Origin of the sequence: Halalkalibacter sp. APA_J-10(15), from assembly GCF_023017105.1 — a bacterium.
Classification (GTDB): Bacteria; Bacillota; Bacilli; order Bacillales; family Bacillaceae_D; genus Halalkalibacter.
In genome coordinates this window covers 1-20938 of record NZ_JALKEV010000011.1, presented here as the reverse complement: position 1 = coordinate 20938, position 20938 = coordinate 1, and the positions used below count along the sequence as shown (strand labels likewise).

Here is a 20938-nt window from a genome sequence, read left to right as displayed (position 1 = left end):
TTTTACTCATTCCAAGTCCATTCAGCAATATTATTCGTAATCGGCCAACCATGACCATGTGGTTGAATCGGCTGTTCTCCGATATCCAAACGCTCATGAACAAAATAAACATGCTCCAAATTAACAAGCCACGCCCAAGGTGCATCCCCCAATGTACTAAAACCCGTTTTACCATCCCATTGCGCTTGCTGCCAGTAATCAATGGCTTCCTCTTCAGTTAGAGCCGTTAAAGCTTGATTAAAATAATGTTCAACCGTCTCATTCGCATAATAACCAGGATTAAACCAGTCAACTCCCGCATATTGCACACTATAAACATGAACCATTTCAAGCGGATCATGGCTTCCCCAGCCGAACATAACTGCCTCAGAATGCATCAATTGAATGATTTCATCCCAACTCTTTCCTTCTACGTCGATTTGAATACCAATTGGCTTCAACATGTCAGCTACCGCTAACGCTAACGATTGTCTCGTTACATCATTAGATGGATAAAGCAGACGAAATTCAGCGCGTAATCCTTCCTTTTCACGTACGCCATCTTCATTTTCATCAAACCAGTCATTCTCCTCAAGTAATTGAATAGCTCCTTCTAAATCACCATCCTCGATCATAGTATCTGGATTCCACCAAGGGAGACCATCAACTACCGAATAACCAGGTGTACCAAAGCCCTCCAATACTCCGTCAACTAGTGCTTGACGATCTACTGCCATATTGATGGCTTGACGAATAGCAAGGTCGCTCGTTACGTCATTTCCGATCGGATAACCATCTTCCGTTGTTTCTCCTCTAGCAACGAAAGGAAACATGATCCCACGATTATCAACACTTTGCATCGATTCAACTCTCATTCCAGCTACTTCTTGTAAACCAAATACAGCCGGAACACTAGCAACATCAACCTCTCCAGCTTGTACAGCAGCAAATGCAGAATCTTCACTTAAAAAGACAAACGTAATCTGTTCGATTTCAGAACTCGGACCATAATAATAAGGGTTAGCTTCCACTATTAATTGCTGTCCTTGATCCCATTGCTTAAAAACAAACGGCCCCGATCCAATCGGTGATTGAGCATAATCATCGTCATATGCGTGCTCAGGTACAATTCCAATCGAAATTAATGTATGGATAAAGGTTGATTGAGGCTCAACTAAATGAAACTGAATGGTCAAATCATCTTCAACACGTATTTCATCGATCATCGTTAAGTCTAATATAGAACCACTTTCTTTAGCTGTTTCATAAGTAAATTTAACATCTGATGCTGTTAAAGGTTCGCCATCAGAAAAGACTGCGTCATCACGAATTACCACTGTCCAAACAAGACCATCCGAACTCAATTCATAGTCAGTAGCCAAATCATAATCAACTTCTAAGTTATTATCCCTTTTAAATAATGTACTTTGAAACAAGGGTGAACCGTAACGTCCCCAGCCAGTTGTTGGATCAAAGCCCGTATCTGGCTCCGAACCTAGCGCCAATACTAATTCATTCTTTACTTCTTCAACCGTACCTTCTTGAATTTGTTCAGCACTATTTGGAGCACAACCAACAACAAACAGCGTCAAAGCAAAAGCCATTAGCCCCTTCTTCATCAAATCTATCCACTCCTTTATATTTCTATAAAACTATTTGCATAACTTGAATTATAACATGTGAAAAAGGTAACAAAGAAATCTTTTTTCTTCACAAGATGTATAACTGGCTTTCCATATATGTACCATGCTCTTTGCTGAAAAGAGAACGTCCGAAGAATTTCTCAAAAAAAAATGCTTGAAAAGGGGCACTCCCTTTTCAAGCATATGAATGATCCATATTATGATTGCACTAAATCACAAGCATCAGCTGGCATCCAATGCTCATCTTTTCCATCCCATTTTACATTACAACCAATTGGATTCGTTAAAGGTATACTAATTTCCTTCCCTGTTAAATGCTCCTCTAAAGCACGGTCAAGATCATTCACCTTCATCTTCTCCGACTCACGTGGGTTATCAATGGCTCTTCCTGTGTAAATAAGCTCACGATTTTGGTCAAACACGAAAAAGTGAGGTGTTCGCAAAGCCCCATAAGCTCTTGCGACATCCTGTGATTCATCATGGCAATACGTCCATGGAAATTGCTGCTCTTCCATTCTTTTAACCATTCCATCCCATGAATCTTCTGCATACGTGTTAGGGCTATTTGAATTAATTCCTACAAATTTAACCCCTTGATCCTCAAACCGTTGAACCGTCTTTCGTGTCACTTCATCAGAGCCAGTAACAAACGGACAATGATTAGCCGTAAAGAAAATTACTAGAACCTTTGCATCATTAAAATCATTAAGTGAGTACGTCTTCCCATCTGTTGCAGGTAGTGAAAATTCCGGTGCTTTTTGACCAATTTCTAGTGTGAAAGCCATATGAATAAATTCCTCCTTCATTTCCATTTAATTTATATTGACATACGTGAGTATGACAACAGCTCCTTCATATTGCTACTGATTCTTTTGTAAATAGGTGTACAAGCTTGAATGGTCAAGCTCACCCATGCCTTCCCTATTCATTTCATTCATAAAGCGCTGAATTTCATTTGTAATAGGTAAATGAACATCTAACTCATTAGCAGCATCCAAAACATTGTTTAAATCTTTTAGATGAAGGGCCACTTTAAATCCTGGGTCATATTCTCCTTCTACAACATTGCTTATCTTTTGATCGAGGACGTGACTACCTGCCAACCCATTCCTTACTGCATGATACAGCTGCTCGGCATCAAGATTGGCTTTTTTTGCGAGTGTAAAAGCTTCAGACATCGCTTGAAGGTGTAGCGCTACCATAATTTGATTAGCTAGCTTTGCATAGCCACCAGAGCCAACCGATCCGACATGAACAGGAGAACCCATTACTTTCAGAACCTTCTCAGCATCCTTAACAACCTCTTTCCTTCCACCAACCATTATCGCCAATTTTCCAGCTATCGCTCCTTGCTCGCCTCCGCTTACTGGTGCATCTATGAAATGGATTCCCTTTTCACTCAACCTTAAACTAATTTGTTTTGAAACCTCAGGATTGATTGATGACATATCAATGATAGTTGAACCACTGCTGGCAGAATGAATGACACCATTTTCTCCAAGGATGACCTCTTCGACATCACTCGAATTAGAGACAATCGTAATGATATAATTGGCTCCTACAGCGGCTTCCTTCGGTGTATGACTTACCTCCAGCCCTCTTTCAAGGAAATAATCCGCCTTTGCTTTCGTGCGATTATATACTTTATACAAACAACCAGCTCTATATAAATGCTTTGCCATCGGTAATCCCATAATCCCTAAACCAATAAAAGATACGTTCATACTCCCACTCCCTTGTATAGAACCATTCTACAGAAATCCTCTTTCTCCTGTAACAAATTCAAATCGTTTGAGTGTAGCTTTCTTACACGCACGCCTTCCTTGTTATACTATCGAGCACTCAATAAAAACACCTAAAGAGCTTTACTACCCTTTAGGTGAATGAGATATTTCAATATTTATTTTAATAACCCAACTAGCTTCAAGCCGTGATAAATGCCATCTTCTTCAACTGATTTCGTTACATACTTCGCAGCTGATTGAACTTTATCTACGGCATTACCCATCGCCACACTATTGTAAACCTCTGAAAGCATCTCGATATCATTTAACCCATCTCCGAAAGCGTATTGCCTTTCCTTTGAGTAGCCTAGTTTTTCAACAATCTTCTCAATTCCAATTGCTTTTGATCCACCTTTAGGCAAAATATCGACCGAAAGAGGATGCCAACGAATAAAATCAAACTCTGGATAATTACGCTCATATCGTTCCTCTGAGCCTTCTGGACAGAACAGAAGAGATTGATATAGGTTACGATCTTTATAATAATGAGGGTCATGTGCTGGAAAATGAGCTATTTTTAATGAATCAATACTTTCAGTAATAAATGAATGCTCTGGTGGGACATTCGCTTTCATATCCTCATGATCCATAAACACAACCGGGTGTTCTTGACTAACTGCTTCCTCCGTCAGACGGACCAACGCTTCCGTATGAAGTGGATTCGTGTAAAGGACGTCTCCATTTAGGACGACATACTGTCCGTTATAGCTCACATATGTTTGAATATCGAGTTCCTTACGAATATCCTCAAACATAAAAGGTGCTCTCCCTGTTGCAATAGCCACTTCATGCCCTTCCTCCTTCAATGCAAATATTGCTTTTTTAGTAGAAGGTGGTAATGTCTTATCCTCTCTTAATAATGTACCATCAATATCAAAAAAAATAACGCTCTTCTCTCCCATTTCCAAACCAACTTTCTCTATATAGTCTATTTCTATTATAACGCCTTTTTCCTTTTCTATTCTTCTTATCCCTTCATATTGTATCGTATGGAACGCGTTTCATGTCAACAAGAAACATTCATATCTCTTAGCTCACACTCCAAATATTGCACTCTACCAACTTGTTAAAGACATTTCCACCTATTTTGACAATTGACTTTCAATAATTAATTTTAAATTGACAATTTACAATCAAATTGATACAGTTAACATATGCACATTTAATCAAAGGGAGGATTTCAGTTGGATAGCAAATCAAATCGATATAAGCCTTCTATTATGATGGAACAGCATAAGCACAGCCTTACAAAATCTGAAACGAAAATATATGACTATATCACTTCTCACATTGATCAAGTCCTATACTATTCCTTAACTGAGCTTTCTGAAGCATGCGATGTAGCTGAAGCAACGTTATTACGCTTTTTTAGAAAACTTCACTTCAAAGGATTTCAAGATTTCAAATTTGCTCTTGCTCAAGAGGTTTCATCAAAAAGAACTCCGAATGAAGAAAATAGCACGTATATAGAGAAAATTCGCAACTATATGGTTCAAGCCATTCATAATTCCTATGACCTCATAGACGCTCTAGCACTAGAAGCTGCTGTAAAAACAATCGCACAAGCTCACGATGTCGTTATTTTTGGAATTGGTTCCTCTGGTATTGCAGCTAATGACATGGAAAACCGTTTACTTCGAATTGGAAAACATATTCAGGCCGTTACCGATCCTCACACTCAAGTCATGAGAGCATCAAGTATGACAAAAGAAACGGTTGTGATCGCCATTAGTGTAACGGGTAGTACGAAGGATATCGTTGATACAATACAAATTGCCAAAGCACAAGGTGCAACGATCATTGCCATCACGAACTATTTAAAGTCACCATTAACAAAGCTTGCCAATCAAGTCTTACTTACATCAGCAAAAGAAAGTCCATTAGATAGTGGTTCCCTTATTACAAAAGTTGCGCAATTATATCTTATTGACCTTATTTGTACAGGAGTCACTTTAGAAAATTATGAGCAATCAGTAGAGATGAAGCATCAAATTTCAGAAAACACAGCAAAGAAGCTTTATTAGGATACTTAGTTTCATGATAAAAGAGGTGATAGGATGAAACAGACAAACGGCATTGTTTTCTACAATGTAAACATTCATTGTGAAACAGAGGTCATTAACGGATATATTCGTACAAACAATAAGACCATAATGGAAATAGGACAAGGTGATCCTCATTTAGGAGAGTGTGAATATGCGATAGATGGCAATGGGCACCATATCATTCCTGGATTTATTGATACTCATATTCACGGTGCTGCGGGAGCTGATGTGATGGATGGCGAAGAGGCTGCTTTACGAACGATAGCTGAGAGCTTACCAGCAGAAGGAACGACCAGCTTTTTAGCAACCACTATCACACAATCTAAAGAAGCTATTGACCAAGCGTTGAATACGGTCGCCAACTATCCTATCAAGAATCAGGGAGCAGAGCTATTAGGTATTCATTTAGAAGGTCCCTTCATTAACATCGAAAAGGCTGGAGCACAACCGTCCGAGTATGTCATTCCTCCTTCAATTGAACAATTTAAACATTGGCAAAACGTATCCAATGGACGAATTAGAGTCATTACCCTAGCTCCAGAAATGGATAAACAGGAGGATTTCATTTCTTTTTTAGTAAAGTCTGGAGTAATTGTTTCTGCCGGACATACGAATGCTTCAATGGCAGAAATAAAACATAGTGTCAAAAAAGGCGTAAGTCAACTTACTCACCTTTGTAATGCCATGACTGCTATACATCACCGTGATGTCGGGGCCGTTGGTGCTGGATTATTATTAGAAGAGTTAGTGTGTGAATTGATTGTCGACGGTCTACATGTTTCGCCAGATATGGTTAATCTCATTTATCAACAGGTCGGTCCAGATCGGCTCATCCTCATAACCGACTCGGTTGAAGCTAAAGGAATGCCTCCCGGGACCTACTCACTAGGAGGACAAATCGTGACCACAGACGGAGAAAAAGCGTTATTATCAAATGGAACATTAGCTGGAAGTGTTTTGAAAATGATTGATGCTGCGAAAAACATGCAACAAATGACAACTGCAACGATCGATGACGTGGCGAAGATGGCTGCAATAAACCCTGCCAAACAGCTAGGTCTTTTTGATCATAAAGGGAGTATATCAGAAGGAAAGGATGCTGACTTCCTATTAGTTGACGAACATTTTAATCTTATATATACCATTTGCCGTGGATCAATTGCCTACAAGCGAGAGGAGTACTAACATGAAAACCGTACATTTGCACAACTATGAAGAAATGAGTACGTATGCATACGAAATCATAAAAGCAAAGTTGTTGCATGTCAACGAGCCAGTACTTGGACTTGCAACAGGCTCAACTCCAGAAAGGTTATATGAGCTACTTATAAAAGGCTACACTCAAGAACAGCTCTCCTTTTCGAATGTCACAACGTTTAACTTAGATGAATACATCGGACTCAAGCCAACAGATCGAAACAGCTATCATTATTATATGGATGAGCATCTTTTTAGGCATATTAACATACGAGAAAGTCATATTCACATTCCAGACGGAGGCACAGACAATGCTGAACAAGAATGTATACGGTATGAACAACTTATAAAAGAAAATGGCGGTATTGATGTACAATTGCTAGGTCTTGGATTGAATGGCCACATCGGCTTTAATGAACCAGGAACACCTTTCTCCACTCAAACTCATATCGTTGATTTAAAGCCTTCTACACGCAAGGCGAACGCACGCTTCTTTGAACGTGAAGATGACGTTCCACATCAAGCCATAACAATGGGGATTCAAACGATTATGGAAAGCAAAGAAATTTTGCTGCTTGCATCAGGTGAAAAGAAACGGCCTGCCATTAAAAGATTGCTTGAAGGAGAAATATGTGAGGACTTCCCAGCATCTATTCTCCATAACCACCCAAATGTCACCGTTATTATTGGATAAGAAAAAACGCTATGCGTTTTTTCTGCATTACGTCGTACGTAGTCGTTATTATGACTTGAGTACTTTTGAAAGTGAGGTTCTTTCAAAAATATGTGTAACGTACGGAGTCGACGTCACCCGCGAGTTCGCCTATCCCCTCCTTGATTAAACCTCTAAAGATTTTTTCATTTGATACTGTAAGAAAAACCGCGCAGTCGCTTTTCTTACTTGAACAGGAGAGATACTATGTTAAATACCATTAAAGGACAGCTAATCGTTTCTTGCCAAGCTCTACCTGATGAACCAATGTACGGATCAAGAATAATGGGATGTATGGCTTATGCTGCTATGCTCGGTGGTGCAAAGGCGATCAGAGCGAACAGTATTGTCGATATTCGTGAAATAAAAAAATCAGTCGAGCTACCCGTCATTGGAATTATAAAAGCTAACTATCCAACATCAGATGTCTTTATCACACCTACAGAAAAAGAAATTGACCTTCTACATGAGGAAGGTGTTGATATGATTGCCTTAGATGCGACAAACCGAATGAGGCCTAACGGACAGACAATTAACGAATTCTTCCCTTCTATTCGTAGACGTTATCCAAATCAATTATTCATGGCTGATTGTTCTACATTTGAAGAAGGCCTATTTGCAAGCGAAATCGGATTTGATTGCATTTCCACAACGTTAAGTGGCTATACAAATGCTACAAAAGGACGAATATTACCAGATATCTCACTTGTAAAGGACTTAGCTTATAAGCTTTCCATTCCTATCATTGCAGAGGGAGGAATTCAAACACCCAAACAATTAAAACAATTATTCGAAGTAGGTGCATATTCAGCCGTTGTCGGATCGGCTATTACGAGGCCACTAGAAATTACGAAGAGGTTTGTCAATGAGATAACATAGTGAGTCTTCATATGTTTCATTATTAAGCAAATGTAATATTTTACAACCTTCTATGTATAAAAAGTATATTGTTTCACTTAGATTATTACTATATACTTAGTCCTAATTACACACTAGGAGGTTTCATATGCAAACAGACTTTTTAACACAAACAATTAGGAAAAAGAACCAATTTATGCTTTATGTGTTATATTTAGTTGTTGCAATTGGCATTATTTTAACCTTTTTATTTGACGGTCGGTTCATTGACAATTTATTAGGTATTTTCTTTGCTAGTATACTTAGTATCCTACATTTTAAAAACAAGGTTCCAAAGTTATTACCCTATCTCATCTTTATGTCATTAACTAGTCTATTATTTCTCATTACTTTAATCACACCTGGTGATTTATCAGATTTTTATTTCTTTCTTATCGTTTTATCAGGCTTTTATTTAAGTAAAGCATTTTATCTTGCAAACTCTACAGTCGTAACCATTTGCTTTTTTATATACAACTACATAAATAGACAATTTCCCATCGATGAGTTAGTAGGCTTTTTAATCATTTATTTTATTATTTTTATTACGTTATTGTTGATTATTATCATAGCTGAGAATACAAGCAAAACAGCTGAATTGATGCAAGAGCAAGTTAATGCTTCGTTGGATCAAATAAATGAAGACAAAAAACGTCTTGAAACAGAAAGTATATCCATTGCCAAACAGATGGGTGTTATTCAAGAACAAGCATCTACCAATGTGAAATCATTTCAAGAAACAAATACCGCTGTTCAAGAGGTGGCGACTGGAACACAAGTACAAACTGAATCAGCTGCCAACATTTCCTCATCTGTAGAACGTACGAATGAAGCGATGAGAAATATGCTTAAATTCGTAGTCGAGCTAAGAGCCGAATCTGAAAAGGCAGGAAATCATTCTGTTGATGGTACAAAACAAGTTACGCTTCTAGCTGAACAAATGGAACAATTTCAGAAATTAGTTGAACAAATGTCTCTTGATATGAGTAATCTCAGTCAAATTATTAGCCATTCTGTTCAATCGATTGAATCAATTCAAGAAATAACAGCTCAGACAAACTTACTAGCACTTAATGCCTCTATTGAAGCAGCAAGAGCTGGCGAAAGCGGAAAAGGTTTTTCTGTTGTAGCAGAAGAAATTCGTAAGCTAGCTGAAACGACTGAACGAGCAGCCAAAGATATTTCTATTAACTTAAATCAAATTGATACAACGAATGAACAAACACAGTCTCAAATGACTGCAATCTCAAGTGAAATGCAAACTAATATTCTAACAACTAATGAGACGAAAGAATCCTTTCATCATATTGATAAAGCGATCAACTCTTTACTCGATCAGTTTCAAGCACTTTCGGCTACTGCTACACAAGTCGGAGGCGATTCTGAAGAAATCGAAAAAGCCGTCAATGAATTTGCTTCTGTTTTAGAACAAACAACGGCATCAATTGAAGAAATATCGGCAACAGTCGAAAATCAATCTTTACGAAATGAAGAGCTCCAAACAATCATTGAGGAGACGAGTAGCAGAGTTGAGAAGTTAGTAAAAGAATAAAAAGATTCATACAACTACTTAATAAGGGCACCGAAAAAGTTTTGTTCAACTTTTTCGGTGCCCTTTCAGCAATGTACGTAACCGTTTCTTATTTTGAAAAGCTTGATATGAATGGGTTTCTTGTATTCAAATGTACTTGTACTTTTTCAATGACCTACCACTTAATAGGGAGGATTTACGCCCTCTATTTTTTCATTTAAAAAGCTTCTTCAATAGCTTAAATAGATCAAATGTAGTACGCCTATATACTTTATTATATGCATGTTTCTTCGGGCTCCGAATCCAGCCATATCCACGTGGCATTTTCATACCAGCACGATGAACGACTTGCCTTTTTATACTTGTCCTAGCACGAATTCTCTTCTTCAAGCTAGGCTTTCTCATTCCAAATTTCATAGACGTTCACCTCATTATTGGCTTTGTTATAGCCATAACAAAAATACTCTTATTACAATGATCACACATCGTAATAAGAGTATTTACTACTTTATTTTGACTTATTTCGATTATAAATATCAAATCCAACTGCTGCAAGTAATACTAAACCTTTAATTGCTTGTTGCCAATCAATCGTAATACCGATTAAAGACATTCCGTTGTTCATAACACCCATGACGAGACCCCCGACGACAGCACCGACAATGGTACCGACACCACCAGCCATTGAAGCACCACCAATGAATGCTGCGGCAATCGCATCAAGCTCAAACATCGTACCAGCTCTTGGAGTTGCTGCATTCAATCGAGCCGCATAAATTAAACCAGCGATTGCAGATAAGAAGCCCATATTGACGAATACCCAGAACGTCACTCGTTTTGTTTTAACCCCTGATAACTCGGCAGCTTTTTGGTTACCACCTGTTGCATAAATGTGCCGTCCCATAACCGTTTTATTCATAATAAATGAGAATACTACAATTAACACAAACAAGATGACTAGAATATTTGGAATTCCTCGATAAGATGCTAAGACAAATGTGAAAACATTAATAACCGCTACCATTGCAACAAGCTTGGCAATGAAGAAGCCTGTTGGTAATACCGAGAATTTGTTTTTCAGTTGAACACGACGTTCTTTTAACTCACTGAAAATAACAAGCAGTGAGAGCAAAGCACCAACTATAATCGTCAAAACATGATAGGAGGATAAACCGAGAAATGGGATATCCGGAATAAAGCCTGAACTAATTAAACGGAACTCTGCTGGATAAGGGGAGAGTGATTGCCCCCCTAATACGACCATTGTTAACCCTCTGAACAAAAGCATACCAGCTAATGTTACGATAAAAGAAGGCATCTTTAAATAAGCGATAAAGAAACCATGCCAAGCACCAATGAGCGCACCTAATAGTAAACATAGGAAGATTGCAACAACTGTTGGCATTTGCATTTCAATCATAAAAATTGCAGCTATTGCTCCTACAAAGGCACAAACTGAACCAACTGATAAGTCAATATGACCCGCTATAATAACCATAACCATCCCAATAGCTAGCACAAGAATATAACTATTTTGTAAAATAAGGTTTGTCACATTAAGTGGCCGTAACAAAATCCCATCTGATAAAATACTAAATAATAGAATAATAAACATGAGCGCCACGATCATGCCATATGATCGCATATTACTTTTCAGGATATCACCCAACTTCATGTCCATCGCCCCCTGTTCTCGTCATATATTTCATTAATGTCTCTTGGTTTGCTTCTTCTCTAGGTACTTCTCCCGTAATACACCCTTCACATAACGCATAAATGCGATCACTTAACCCGAGTAGCTCAGGAAGCTCAGAGGAGATCACCAAAACGGCTTTCCCTTGAGCCGCTAGTTCATTAATAACACTATAAATCTCATATTTAGCTCCGACATCAATACCACGGGTTGGCTCATCTAATATTAAAATATCAGGCTGAGACAAAATCCATTTGCTTAAAACGACCTTTTGTTGATTTCCGCCACTTAAATTCCCTGTCTTTTGATCGATACTAGGGGTACGAATATTCATCTTCTTTCTAAATCCTTCAGCTTCACGTATTTCTTGATTTTTATCTACGATTTGATGCTTTGATAGCTTTTCAAGACTCGTTAATGAAATGTTATGTTTAATATCATCAATTAAAATTAACCCATACGTCTTTCGATCTTCTGTAACATAAGCTAACCCTTGGTCAATGGCATCTTTAATCGACTGTACGGAAATTTCTTTTCCTTCTTTTATTAATTGCCCTGTAATGTTCTTTCCATAGGATTTACCGAAAATACTCATAGCTAATTCTGTTCTTCCTGCCCCCATCAGCCCGGCAATACCAACAATTTCTCCTCGTTTCAGATGCAAGTTCGCATTTTTAATGAGCTTTCGACCTGCATGTAGAGGGTCATCAACATTCCAATTCTTCACTTCAAAGATCGTTTCACCAATGATAGGCTCTCTCGGAGGAAAGCGATTTTCAAGGTCACGTCCAACCATTCCTTTAATAATTCGATCCTCCGTTACCTCTCCACTCGTTAAAGACAACGTTTCAATCGATTGACCATCTCTTAACACAGTCAAGTTGTCAGCAACATACGAGATTTCATTTAATTTATGTGAAATAATAATCGATGTCATCCCTTGCTTTTTAAACTCTAATAATAAATTTAATAAATTCTCACTATCTTCTTCATTTAATGCAGCTGTAGGCTCATCCAATATAAGAAGCTTTACCTTCTTAGATAGCGCCTTTGCGATCTCCACTAGCTGCTGCTTCCCAACTCCAATGTCCATTGCAAGCTTTCGTGGTTCATCTGTTAAACCAACCTTCGCCAATAGTTTAGCTGCTTCATTAATAGTTTGATTCCAATTAATGACCCCTTTATTCGCTTGCTCATTTCCTAAGAAAATATTTTCAGCAATCGACAGCTCTGGAATGAGTGCTAATTCCTGATGAATAATCACGATCCCTAGTTCTTCACTTTCTTTTATATCTTTAAATTGACATACTTTTCCTTCAAATAAAATATCACCATCGTATGTCCCATGTGGATAGACGCCACTTAATACTTTCATCAAAGTCGACTTCCCTGCACCATTCTCACCTACTAGAGCATGTATTTCTCCTGTTTCAACTTTGAAATTGACATGATCTAGCGCCTTGACACCTGGAAAGGTTTTCGTTATATTTTTCATTTCTAAAATGGTATTAGCCATGTTCGATCACCTTCTTCCTTAGATGTAAATAACGATTTAGTGATAGCTATCATCACTATCACTAAATCGCTTACAAAACCTTTTCAAAGATTATATGATGATGATTTTATTCTTCTTCAAAGTCACTCTCATCATAGTATCCACTTCCAACTAACACTTCTCTATAGTTATCAATGTCAACAGAAACAGGCTCTAATAAATACGAAGGAACGACTTGAACACCATTATCATACGTTTCAGTATCGTTCACTTCTGCCTCTCCATCTTGAAGAACAGCATTAACCATTTCAACTGCCTTCCCAGCTAACTCACGAGTATCTTTGAAAATCGTTTGTGTTTGCTCTCCTGCAATGATCGATTCGATCGATGGACGCTCTGCATCTTGCCCAGTTACGACAGGCATCGGTAAATCTGCTGAACCGTAGCCTACACCTTTTAATGAAGAAATAATTCCAATACTAATTCCATCATATGGTGAGAGAACAGCATCTAATGTTTCGTCTGTATAAAAACCACTTAATAGATTATCCATACGCTCTTGTGCTAGTGATCCATCCCATCTTAATGTTGCAACTTGCTGGAAGTCTGTTTGATCACTTTGTACAACTAATTGGCCATTATCAATATAATGCTGTAAAACAGATAATGCACCATCAAAGAAGAAATAGGCGTTATTATCATCAGGAGATCCCGCAAACAATTCAATATTGAATGGACCTTCCCCTTCATCAAGTCCTAAATATTCTTCAATGTATCTACCTTTTAATACACCGACCTGGAAGTTATCAAAAGTTGCATAGTAACTAACATGCTCAGAATTACGAATTAATCGGTCATACGCGATAACGGGTATATCCATATCCGCAGCTAAATCTAGTACTTCTGTTAGTGATTCACCATCAATCGAGGCAATCACTAACGCATCTACTCCACGTGTAATCATATTCTCAATTTGGTCTATTTGATTTTCAATGACGTCTTCTGCATATTGCAAGTTTGTGTCATAGCCTAGCTCCTCAAATTGCTCAACCATATTATTACCATCAGCAATCCATCTCTCAGATGATTGTGTAGGCATCGAAATCCCAACTGTACCAGTTCCATCTCCACTAGCTTCATCTCCACCACAAGCTGCAAGCGCTATCATACCAATCGAAAGAATAAAGACAACTAACCATTTTTTCATTTCTATTTCCCCCTTAAAATGATGTTGTTTTGTCTTGCTTATAACGTCATTCTAAATGAAAGCGCTTCAACTTTCTTTGCAATATCTTTTAAATTTTTATAAATTTTTAACCTTATACATGTTCGAAACAATTTATTATTACACTCAACTTTTGAGATTAAGGTCAATTAAACTACATTTTTTCCAAAAGATAGAGGAAAGCCGACCGCTACCGGAATGGGGGCACGCTCCTGCAGGCGGGCGCTGAACTAACTGGCTACACCAGTGGATTTCAGCTTTCTCTATCCTCCTGCGGAAGTCGTCCATACCATCCCGTCCGCTTGAAATTTTTATCAAGATATGATTTGCTCCTACTTCGCTTCGTAAAACTCAAATAACCATCCATCATGAACTTTTCAGATGAATGGTTATTTAAATGTGTCCTTTACGTAATCGACCATTTGAGAACAGGTGAAGTGAGTTTAAACTTATAATCATTAGTGATTCAACTAACATTGATTTATTTAAGAGGTTATTCCAATAAAATTGCTACTAATAGCATATACAAGGGGGTTTATTTACTACTTTATGGTAGTATTAGATTTATATGTTTTTCTTTAACTAAGCACTCGATCAAGTAGCATAAAGAGAGGGGAATAAAAGTAGTGAATGAATTTCATAAGGCGTTAACATATGTAAATAAACATTTTTATGAGCCCAATCACTTCGTTATAAAAACTATCCGCGAAGAAGTTCAAAATTCTGATTACGGGGCAGGCGTATTTCAGCTAAACTCGAAATCGGTTAGATTTAGAGTTGCAAAGAAAACACCTACTAAGATAGGACAGTTTGTTGCTTTTTGGGAAAAAGATAAAAATCATAAAAACCAAGCCTTTTCTTATGAAAAGGCTACCGATTTATTAGTTATCAATACTTTTACTAGCAAAAATATTTTGGGACAATTCGTTTTTCCAAAAGTAGTTCTTGTAAAACAAAATATCCTTAAAACAACTACTACAAAAGGAAAAATGGCAATTAGAGTTTATCCTAGTTGGGAAAAACCAACTAGTAAACAAGCTGTTGAAACACAAAAATGGCAATTAGAATACTTTTTTGAGATGAATCATACTAATCATTTATTTCACCAAGATTTATTAAAGTTATATTCCTAAAGTAACAGCATTCCTGTAATAAAAGATGTACAAGAGGGGTGTTGTGTGAATTACGATGTACATAACATTCAAAATGTAAAAACTTATTTCTTGATCATCGTCCAAGACATATAACTTCAAGCGAAACTTTCAAAAGAAGTTTCACGTTATATTAACAAATTATCACATTACGAATAAGCTAAGTAGAGTTTTATGTTCTAATCCAAAAGCTAAGATTAGTCTGATGATGCCATCTTCCCCTTTCGATAGCCATTTGGTGTAACACCAACTACCTTTTTAAAGGCCGTACTAAAATAATGCTGCGTTTCATAGCCGACCTGCTGAGAAATTTCGTTAATCGTTAAGTCTGTTGAATGTAGAAGCTGCATCGCTTTTTTTATTCTTAATTTCGTTAATGCATGCACAAACGAAACTCCGACTTGCTGTTTAAATAACCGACTTAAATAAGCAGATGACACATGTAGCTCGCGAGCTACAGTCTCAAGTGTTAATCTAGACTCATGAAAGTGGGTACTCATATACCGCTCGGCGCCTCTAACAATCTGTGAGACTTCATTTTGATCATATAGTGCTTCTTTACAACGCTTAATAAAAGATGGAAGATCACCTACATCACCGTGAAACGGCTCCAACCTATGAACAATGCGAATTTTTAGTTTCTCCTCCACCTGCTGTTCAATCGTAACAAACCTTTCTTCATCTAAATCATTCCATATACATACATAAATACAGCCTGTAATCGACTCACGAACAACAATGGCCTCTTCATTAGATACTCCATCCTTCACTTGTTCTTCAAGTGAAAATAAGATCGATTGTTTTTCTTGCTCAGTTAGTAGAGCTTGATTGACTTCCATCTCTGGCCAACGGAAGACTCCTCCCCATTTAGGCGCTGACTGAGGCAGCTGCAAAAATTGAAGCTGCTCCCTTATGTCATGGTCTAATAATTCACCCCTTATCCACTGTAGACAAAATCTTTCTCGTAGTAGTGGGACATTGCGTTCGAGTTGTTTGGAATGCTGCTCTATTTCTTGTTCTCGATCCTCAAAATGACGTAGTTTTAGACAAATCTCGTCCAAAACGCGATATAGCTCCTTTGTATCCACCGGCTTAATAATATAATCAACTACACTTAATCGAAGAGCCTCTTGCGCATAAGAAAATTCATCGTGACCCGTAATAATAATGACTTTACAATTCGGAAGCTCCTCACTCAAATGCTTAATCAGTGTCAAACCATTCATGATGGGCATATTCAAATCTGCTAACAAAATGTCAACCTGATGTTCAACAGCAAATTCAAATGCTTCCTCTCCATCTTCTGCCTCCGCTACAACGTCTAAATTTAATTGATCCCAATCAACAGACTCTCGAATGCCTTCACGAATAATCATTTCATCATCGGCTATTAAAACCTTCCAACGCTTCATTATTTCTCCCCCTTCATTGCCGATTGTAGCGCTTGGTGATTTTCTAGAACTGGATGATAGATCGTCACAATCGTCCCTTTATCCAATTCACTCTCAATCTTAACCCCGTACTGATCACCAAACGTTAAACGTAACCGTGCATGAACATTGACGACACCATACCCTGTTGTTAAACGACTTTCCATTTCATCCTCAGTACTTCCTAAAAAGGAATTAAGACTCTCTCTTAGCTGTAGCAATGTTTCCTCTGTCATCCCCTTCCCATTATCACCAATTTGAATAATGAGCATTTCATGTTCGACCTTTGCTTCAATTGTTATCAGCCCTGGCCCTCGCCTTTCTTTAATCCCATGATAGATTGCATTTTCAACGATCGGCTGCAAAACGATTTTCAATATCGATAGATGCTTTAAATCCGGTGAGACTGTTAATGAATAATTTAGTTTATTTTTATACCGAACCGATTGGATTTGGAGATAGTTTTTAATATGTTCCATTTCATCCTCCAATCGTATAATCGTCCCTCCCTTGCTTAACCCAATGCGAAAAAGCTTCGAAAGTGATCCCACTAAATCAGCCACATCTGGTGCATCTTTCTTACGCGCCATCCATTGAATTGTATCTAGTGTATTATAGAGAAAGTGTGGCTTGATATTCGCTTGCAAGCTATGAAGCTCTGCTTCTCGCTTCTTTCTTTCTTGACGCTCTGTTAAGGAAATTAATTTATGAATCTGTTCGATCATCGTATTAAAGCTTCTCCCTAGACGCCCAACTTCATCCATCCCCCCCGCCTTATAACGGCTCGTTAAATCTCCTGATTCAGCTTTTTGCATCGCACGCATTAATTGATTAATGGGGCGTGAAATCGTATGAGAAAGAAAATAGGATGCCGTAATCCCGACAAAGCATACAAAGAATACAAATGTAATGACATAAAAAAGAATTTGCTGTACTTCAGCAACAGATTGATCGCTTGAAAATACACCGACTGTGTTCCAATCAGTAAAAGTCGATTTTTGATAAATAAACTGATATTCTTCACCGTTAAGATTTCCTAAGGAAATTCCGTAATTTTGACTGAATGTTGTCGAGATATCTAAATTGTCTAAGTTGGACTGTGTTGGTGAATAGACCGTCTCTCCTTCTTGGTCAATCACCATTAAATAACCAGACTTCCCTAAACGAACATCACGAACCGCTTCCTCAATCACACGAAGCTTAAGGTCAATCAAAATAACTCCTTTCTCCCTGTTCGTTTCCGCATCCATGATAGCGCGAACGACTGTAACGATTTCATCTTCTCGATAATTAACATGCGAAGTAATTCTTCTCCCTTCTGGTTTACCAATTGTTTTCGCAATTCCATTATTCTCAACTGCTTGGCGATACCAGCTTTCATGAGTTAATTGAAAGGCAGATCTTGTATAGAGCTCATTGCTTAAATAATCGCCTTCGCTATTTACGACTAATATCCCTGCTATTTCTGGATGCAACGTCGTAAAATTCTGCAAAAATTTAGATATTTCATATTCCTCATCAGGTGTCATTTCCTTTTGGTTCAATTCTCCATCAAGAAATGATTGGATGTTCGGATCAAAGGAAATAAAATAGGTCATGTTTTGAACATTTTCAATATGTGATTCAACCGTACTATTCACTTTATCAATGAGTTGTAACGTATTATCATTAACCTGTTGATCGATAATTCGATCAACCGCCCAACTTATTAAAGCTCCTAACAACAATGACGGCAAAATACTAATAAGTAAAAAGTGAATAACGAGCTTATATCGGATCGGTAAATTATTCATTTCAGACAGTTTTTGCAACATGATTTTCACCTAATCTGCGTAGTAGTAGTCAACATTTTCATCTGTTACAATTGTGATCCCTGTATCGACATAGAGTGGTAATGGAGCGGTATCTCTCGTTTGCAAAATTTGTGGCTCTGTCAGGTCATGTTGCAGATGAAACAAGTACACTAGCGACCAGTAACCCATATTCCATGTTCCTTGTGCCAGCGTTGCTGAAATAATTCCTTCATCTACTAAATCCAACGTGCCCTTATCTGTATCAAAGCTAATAATTTGTACATCATCAACCCTCTTCTCTAAACGAATAGCATCTCCTACCCCGACCCCACCATTCGCCTCCGTTGCAAAAATCCCTGAGATATTTGGGTACTCTTCCATTAATTCATGTGTAACATTTCGCGAAAAGAGACTGTCGCCTTGTCCATCCTCAATCGAAATAACTTTCATATTTGGATATTCTTTCTCTAATGTATCTTGAAACCCTTTCGTTCGTTCTTGATGATTGAGTTGATTAGGGAGAGTAATGACAGCTACCTCTCCCTTTTCATTTAATAACTTAGACATCTCATGCGCAGCCGTTACACCTGCATTATAATTATTCGTGCCCAAAAAAGAGTCCGCCTTACTTTCTGCAGCACCCGAGTCAAATAGGACTACCGGTATACCTGCATCAACGGCCTTATCAATCGTTTCAGTTAAATCAAAAGGATCAATTGCCGAGATGGCTATACCTGCTGGATTTTTAGCGATGGCTTGTTCTAATACAGTAATTTGCTCTTGAATGTCATATTGCGCAGCACCTCGATACTCAACTGATACATTTAACGCTTGAGCCGCATCTTCAAACCCTTTTAAGCTACTCTTCCAGTAATCCATCCCTGACTGAAACGTAACCATAATATAGGTTTCATTAATATCCCCTTGTAATCCTTGAGTATCCCATGGATTAGGCGTGGCTTCTTTAAAGTGAAAATGATAAACATAAATCATAAAAACCCCGATAAGTGCAACATAGACAAATAATAGCTTCTTCACTAATCATGTAACCCCTTTCAAAATGTACCTGAATTCAACGACAATCAAGCTTTTAAGTCTCTTTCGTTCCAGTGTTATTTCTAGTTGTTACAGTTATATCCATTTACAAGTCTTCCCTTATTTTAATATAGAGACGTTACCATCCTTTATATCTATGTTTCATTTTACCATGTTTCGGTTACAGTACAGTATACTCGAAATGATTAAGAGAGGAGAAGTGCGAATATGGATATTCAAAAAGAGATCGAAAAACTAGAAAAGATCTATTTAGAAAAATCCAACAAAATCTTAACTATGTACTTAAACACAGATCGCTCTGACCCTGACCAGCAAGGGGGAGAATGGAAAATCCACCTTAAAAATGGTCTACGGAATTTCGAAAGTTATTTGAATGAAGTAGATAACGAGGAGGAAAAAAGAAATTACTCCATTGTAAGAAAAAAAATAGAAAGATATATGAAGGAAAACGAACAAAGTCTAGCAAGAAGTGTTATTATATTTGCGACAGCAGACCAATCAGTATGGTTTGCAGAGAAGTTTCAAATGCCTGTTCAAACAGAGTTTGAGTGGAAGGAAGTAGCAAACACAAGTCAATTAAGAGAATTACATCAAACATTCCCAAAAACAGGCGTGATCCTCACACAAAAAGAACAAGTCAAGGTTCTTGATGCCGAACTCGGATCTTTAAAACAATCACATCATTTCCAGCTAGACTTAGATACAGAAGATTGGCGAGAGTACGTAGGCCCTCATGAATCTCGTGCAACCGTTGGAAGTGGAGGAAAAAGCACACAACAAGAAAAGTTCCGCGAACGGTTTGAAGCAAATCGTTATCGTTGGTATAAGAGTCTAGCATCCACACTAGATCGATTGGCTAAGCACGCAGGCTGGCAAAATATTTATGTAGTTGGTGATAAAGAGGAGACGAATGATCTTTTGAATCATATGAACAAAGCCATTACAGATGTGATTCATAAAAACATGCTGAATCACGAAGAGAAACAAGTACTTCATGAAGTTGTCCTATAATAAACGTGGTGTTCCAATTGCTTTTATTGTCTGAAAAAAACATTCAGACAACTGTATCACGGACGAAGTTTGAAGCCTTAAGTAACTTATAGACAAAAGCAGAGGCTGGGACAAAACCCTCCTCTGATAAATAGAAAAAGGTTAATTTGAGTACACTCAAATTAACCTTTCAGCCTGTCGACAAAGTCGACAGGCTGGTTTGTTTAGTAGTCAGGATTCGGCTCTTCGACTACGCTACCGGGATGGGGGGCACGCTTTCCGCAGGCGGGCGTTGAACTAACCGGCTGCGCCGGTGG

General features: G+C 37.9%; 18 protein-coding genes. 7 read left to right on the top strand and 11 right to left on the bottom strand.

Annotated features, from left to right (window positions below):
- Positions 1 to 2: 2 nt before the first annotated feature.
- The 4 genes from MW695_RS13500 to MW695_RS13485 all read right to left on the bottom strand — a co-directional run bounded on the left by MW695_RS13500 (position 3) and on the right by MW695_RS13485 (position 4308).
- Positions 3 to 1598: an ABC transporter substrate-binding protein gene (locus tag MW695_RS13500; RefSeq protein ID WP_247105885.1), complete on the bottom strand. Its 1596-nt coding sequence runs from the start codon at positions 1596 to 1598 to the stop codon at positions 3 to 5.
- Between the two features lie 221 nt (positions 1599 to 1819).
- Positions 1820 to 2407: a thioredoxin family protein gene (locus MW695_RS13495; RefSeq protein WP_247106009.1), complete on the bottom strand. Its 588-nt coding sequence runs from the start codon at positions 2405 to 2407 to the stop codon at positions 1820 to 1822.
- A gap of 75 nt (positions 2408 to 2482) precedes the next feature.
- Positions 2483 to 3346 (bottom strand): NAD(P)-binding domain-containing protein, encoded by an 864-nt coding sequence (locus tag MW695_RS13490; protein WP_247105884.1) that lies wholly within the window; start codon positions 3344 to 3346, stop codon positions 2483 to 2485.
- Between the two features lie 176 nt (positions 3347 to 3522).
- On the bottom strand, positions 3523 to 4308 hold the full coding sequence (locus tag MW695_RS13485) for a Cof-type HAD-IIB family hydrolase (RefSeq protein ID WP_247105883.1): 786 nt from the start codon (positions 4306 to 4308) through the stop codon (positions 3523 to 3525).
- 282 nt (positions 4309 to 4590) lie between these two features.
- On the opposite strand from MW695_RS13485, the gene MW695_RS13480 reads away from it, so the two are divergent.
- The 5 genes from MW695_RS13480 to MW695_RS13460 all read left to right on the top strand — a co-directional run bounded on the left by MW695_RS13480 (position 4591) and on the right by MW695_RS13460 (position 9809).
- Positions 4591 to 5430: a MurR/RpiR family transcriptional regulator gene (locus MW695_RS13480; RefSeq protein WP_247105882.1), complete on the top strand. Its 840-nt coding sequence runs from the start codon at positions 4591 to 4593 to the stop codon at positions 5428 to 5430.
- Between the two features lie 33 nt (positions 5431 to 5463).
- On the top strand, positions 5464 to 6636 hold the full coding sequence (gene nagA, locus MW695_RS13475; protein WP_247105881.1) for an N-acetylglucosamine-6-phosphate deacetylase: 1173 nt from the start codon (positions 5464 to 5466) through the stop codon (positions 6634 to 6636).
- Position 6637: 1 nt separating this feature from the next.
- Positions 6638 to 7342, top strand: a complete 705-nt coding sequence (gene nagB, locus MW695_RS13470) for a glucosamine-6-phosphate deaminase (RefSeq protein WP_247105880.1) — start codon at positions 6638 to 6640, stop codon at positions 7340 to 7342.
- A gap of 225 nt (positions 7343 to 7567) precedes the next feature.
- Positions 7568 to 8239: an N-acetylmannosamine-6-phosphate 2-epimerase gene (locus MW695_RS13465; protein ID WP_247105879.1), complete on the top strand. Its 672-nt coding sequence runs from the start codon at positions 7568 to 7570 to the stop codon at positions 8237 to 8239.
- A gap of 127 nt (positions 8240 to 8366) precedes the next feature.
- Positions 8367 to 9809, top strand: a complete 1443-nt coding sequence (locus tag MW695_RS13460; protein WP_247105878.1) for a methyl-accepting chemotaxis protein — start codon at positions 8367 to 8369, stop codon at positions 9807 to 9809.
- 192 nt (positions 9810 to 10001) lie between these two features.
- On the opposite strand, the gene MW695_RS13455 is transcribed toward MW695_RS13460, so the two are convergent.
- From MW695_RS13455 to chvE, 4 genes are all read right to left on the bottom strand, one after another.
- Positions 10002 to 10205, bottom strand: a complete 204-nt coding sequence (locus MW695_RS13455; protein ID WP_247105877.1) for a hypothetical protein — start codon at positions 10203 to 10205, stop codon at positions 10002 to 10004.
- Between the two features lie 91 nt (positions 10206 to 10296).
- Complete coding sequence (mmsB, locus tag MW695_RS13450) at positions 10297 to 11463, bottom strand: multiple monosaccharide ABC transporter permease (protein ID WP_247105876.1); 1167 nt, start codon at positions 11461 to 11463, stop codon at positions 10297 to 10299.
- Complete coding sequence (mmsA, locus tag MW695_RS13445) at positions 11450 to 12997, bottom strand: multiple monosaccharide ABC transporter ATP-binding protein (protein ID WP_247105875.1); 1548 nt, start codon at positions 12995 to 12997, stop codon at positions 11450 to 11452. The genes mmsB and mmsA overlap by 14 nt, the downstream gene beginning before the upstream one ends.
- A gap of 106 nt (positions 12998 to 13103) precedes the next feature.
- Positions 13104 to 14183 carry a multiple monosaccharide ABC transporter substrate-binding protein gene (gene chvE, locus MW695_RS13440; RefSeq protein WP_247105874.1) on the bottom strand — a complete coding sequence of 360 codons (1080 nt, stop codon included), beginning with the start codon at positions 14181 to 14183 and terminating at the stop codon, positions 13104 to 13106.
- A gap of 644 nt (positions 14184 to 14827) precedes the next feature.
- On the opposite strand from chvE, the gene MW695_RS13435 reads away from it, so the two are divergent.
- The gene (locus MW695_RS13435) at positions 14828 to 15334 is read left to right on the top strand and encodes a MepB family protein (protein ID WP_247105873.1); all 507 of its coding nucleotides are present in this window, start codon (positions 14828 to 14830) and stop codon (positions 15332 to 15334) included.
- Positions 15335 to 15549: 215 nt separating this feature from the next.
- On the opposite strand, the gene MW695_RS13430 is transcribed toward MW695_RS13435, so the two are convergent.
- From MW695_RS13430 to MW695_RS13420, 3 genes are read right to left on the bottom strand one after another with little or no spacing between them, the layout of a single operon-like run.
- Positions 15550 to 16764, bottom strand: coding sequence for a response regulator transcription factor (locus MW695_RS13430; RefSeq protein WP_247105872.1), 1215 nt, complete (start codon positions 16762 to 16764; stop codon positions 15550 to 15552).
- Entirely contained in the window at positions 16764 to 18596 is a 1833-nt protein-coding gene (locus MW695_RS13425) for a cache domain-containing sensor histidine kinase (protein ID WP_247105871.1), read from the bottom strand. Before MW695_RS13425 ends, MW695_RS13430 begins: the two co-directional genes overlap by 1 nt.
- A gap of 9 nt (positions 18597 to 18605) precedes the next feature.
- Positions 18606 to 19613, bottom strand: a complete 1008-nt coding sequence (locus tag MW695_RS13420) for a substrate-binding domain-containing protein (protein ID WP_247105870.1) — start codon at positions 19611 to 19613, stop codon at positions 18606 to 18608.
- A 225-nt stretch (positions 19614 to 19838) separates the two neighbouring features.
- Here MW695_RS13420 and MW695_RS13415 point away from each other — a divergent pair, with 225 nt between their 5' ends.
- Positions 19839 to 20642 carry a VLRF1 family aeRF1-type release factor gene (locus tag MW695_RS13415; RefSeq protein WP_247105869.1) on the top strand — a complete coding sequence of 268 codons (804 nt, stop codon included), beginning with the start codon at positions 19839 to 19841 and terminating at the stop codon, positions 20640 to 20642.
- Positions 20643 to 20938 lie beyond the last annotated feature (296 nt).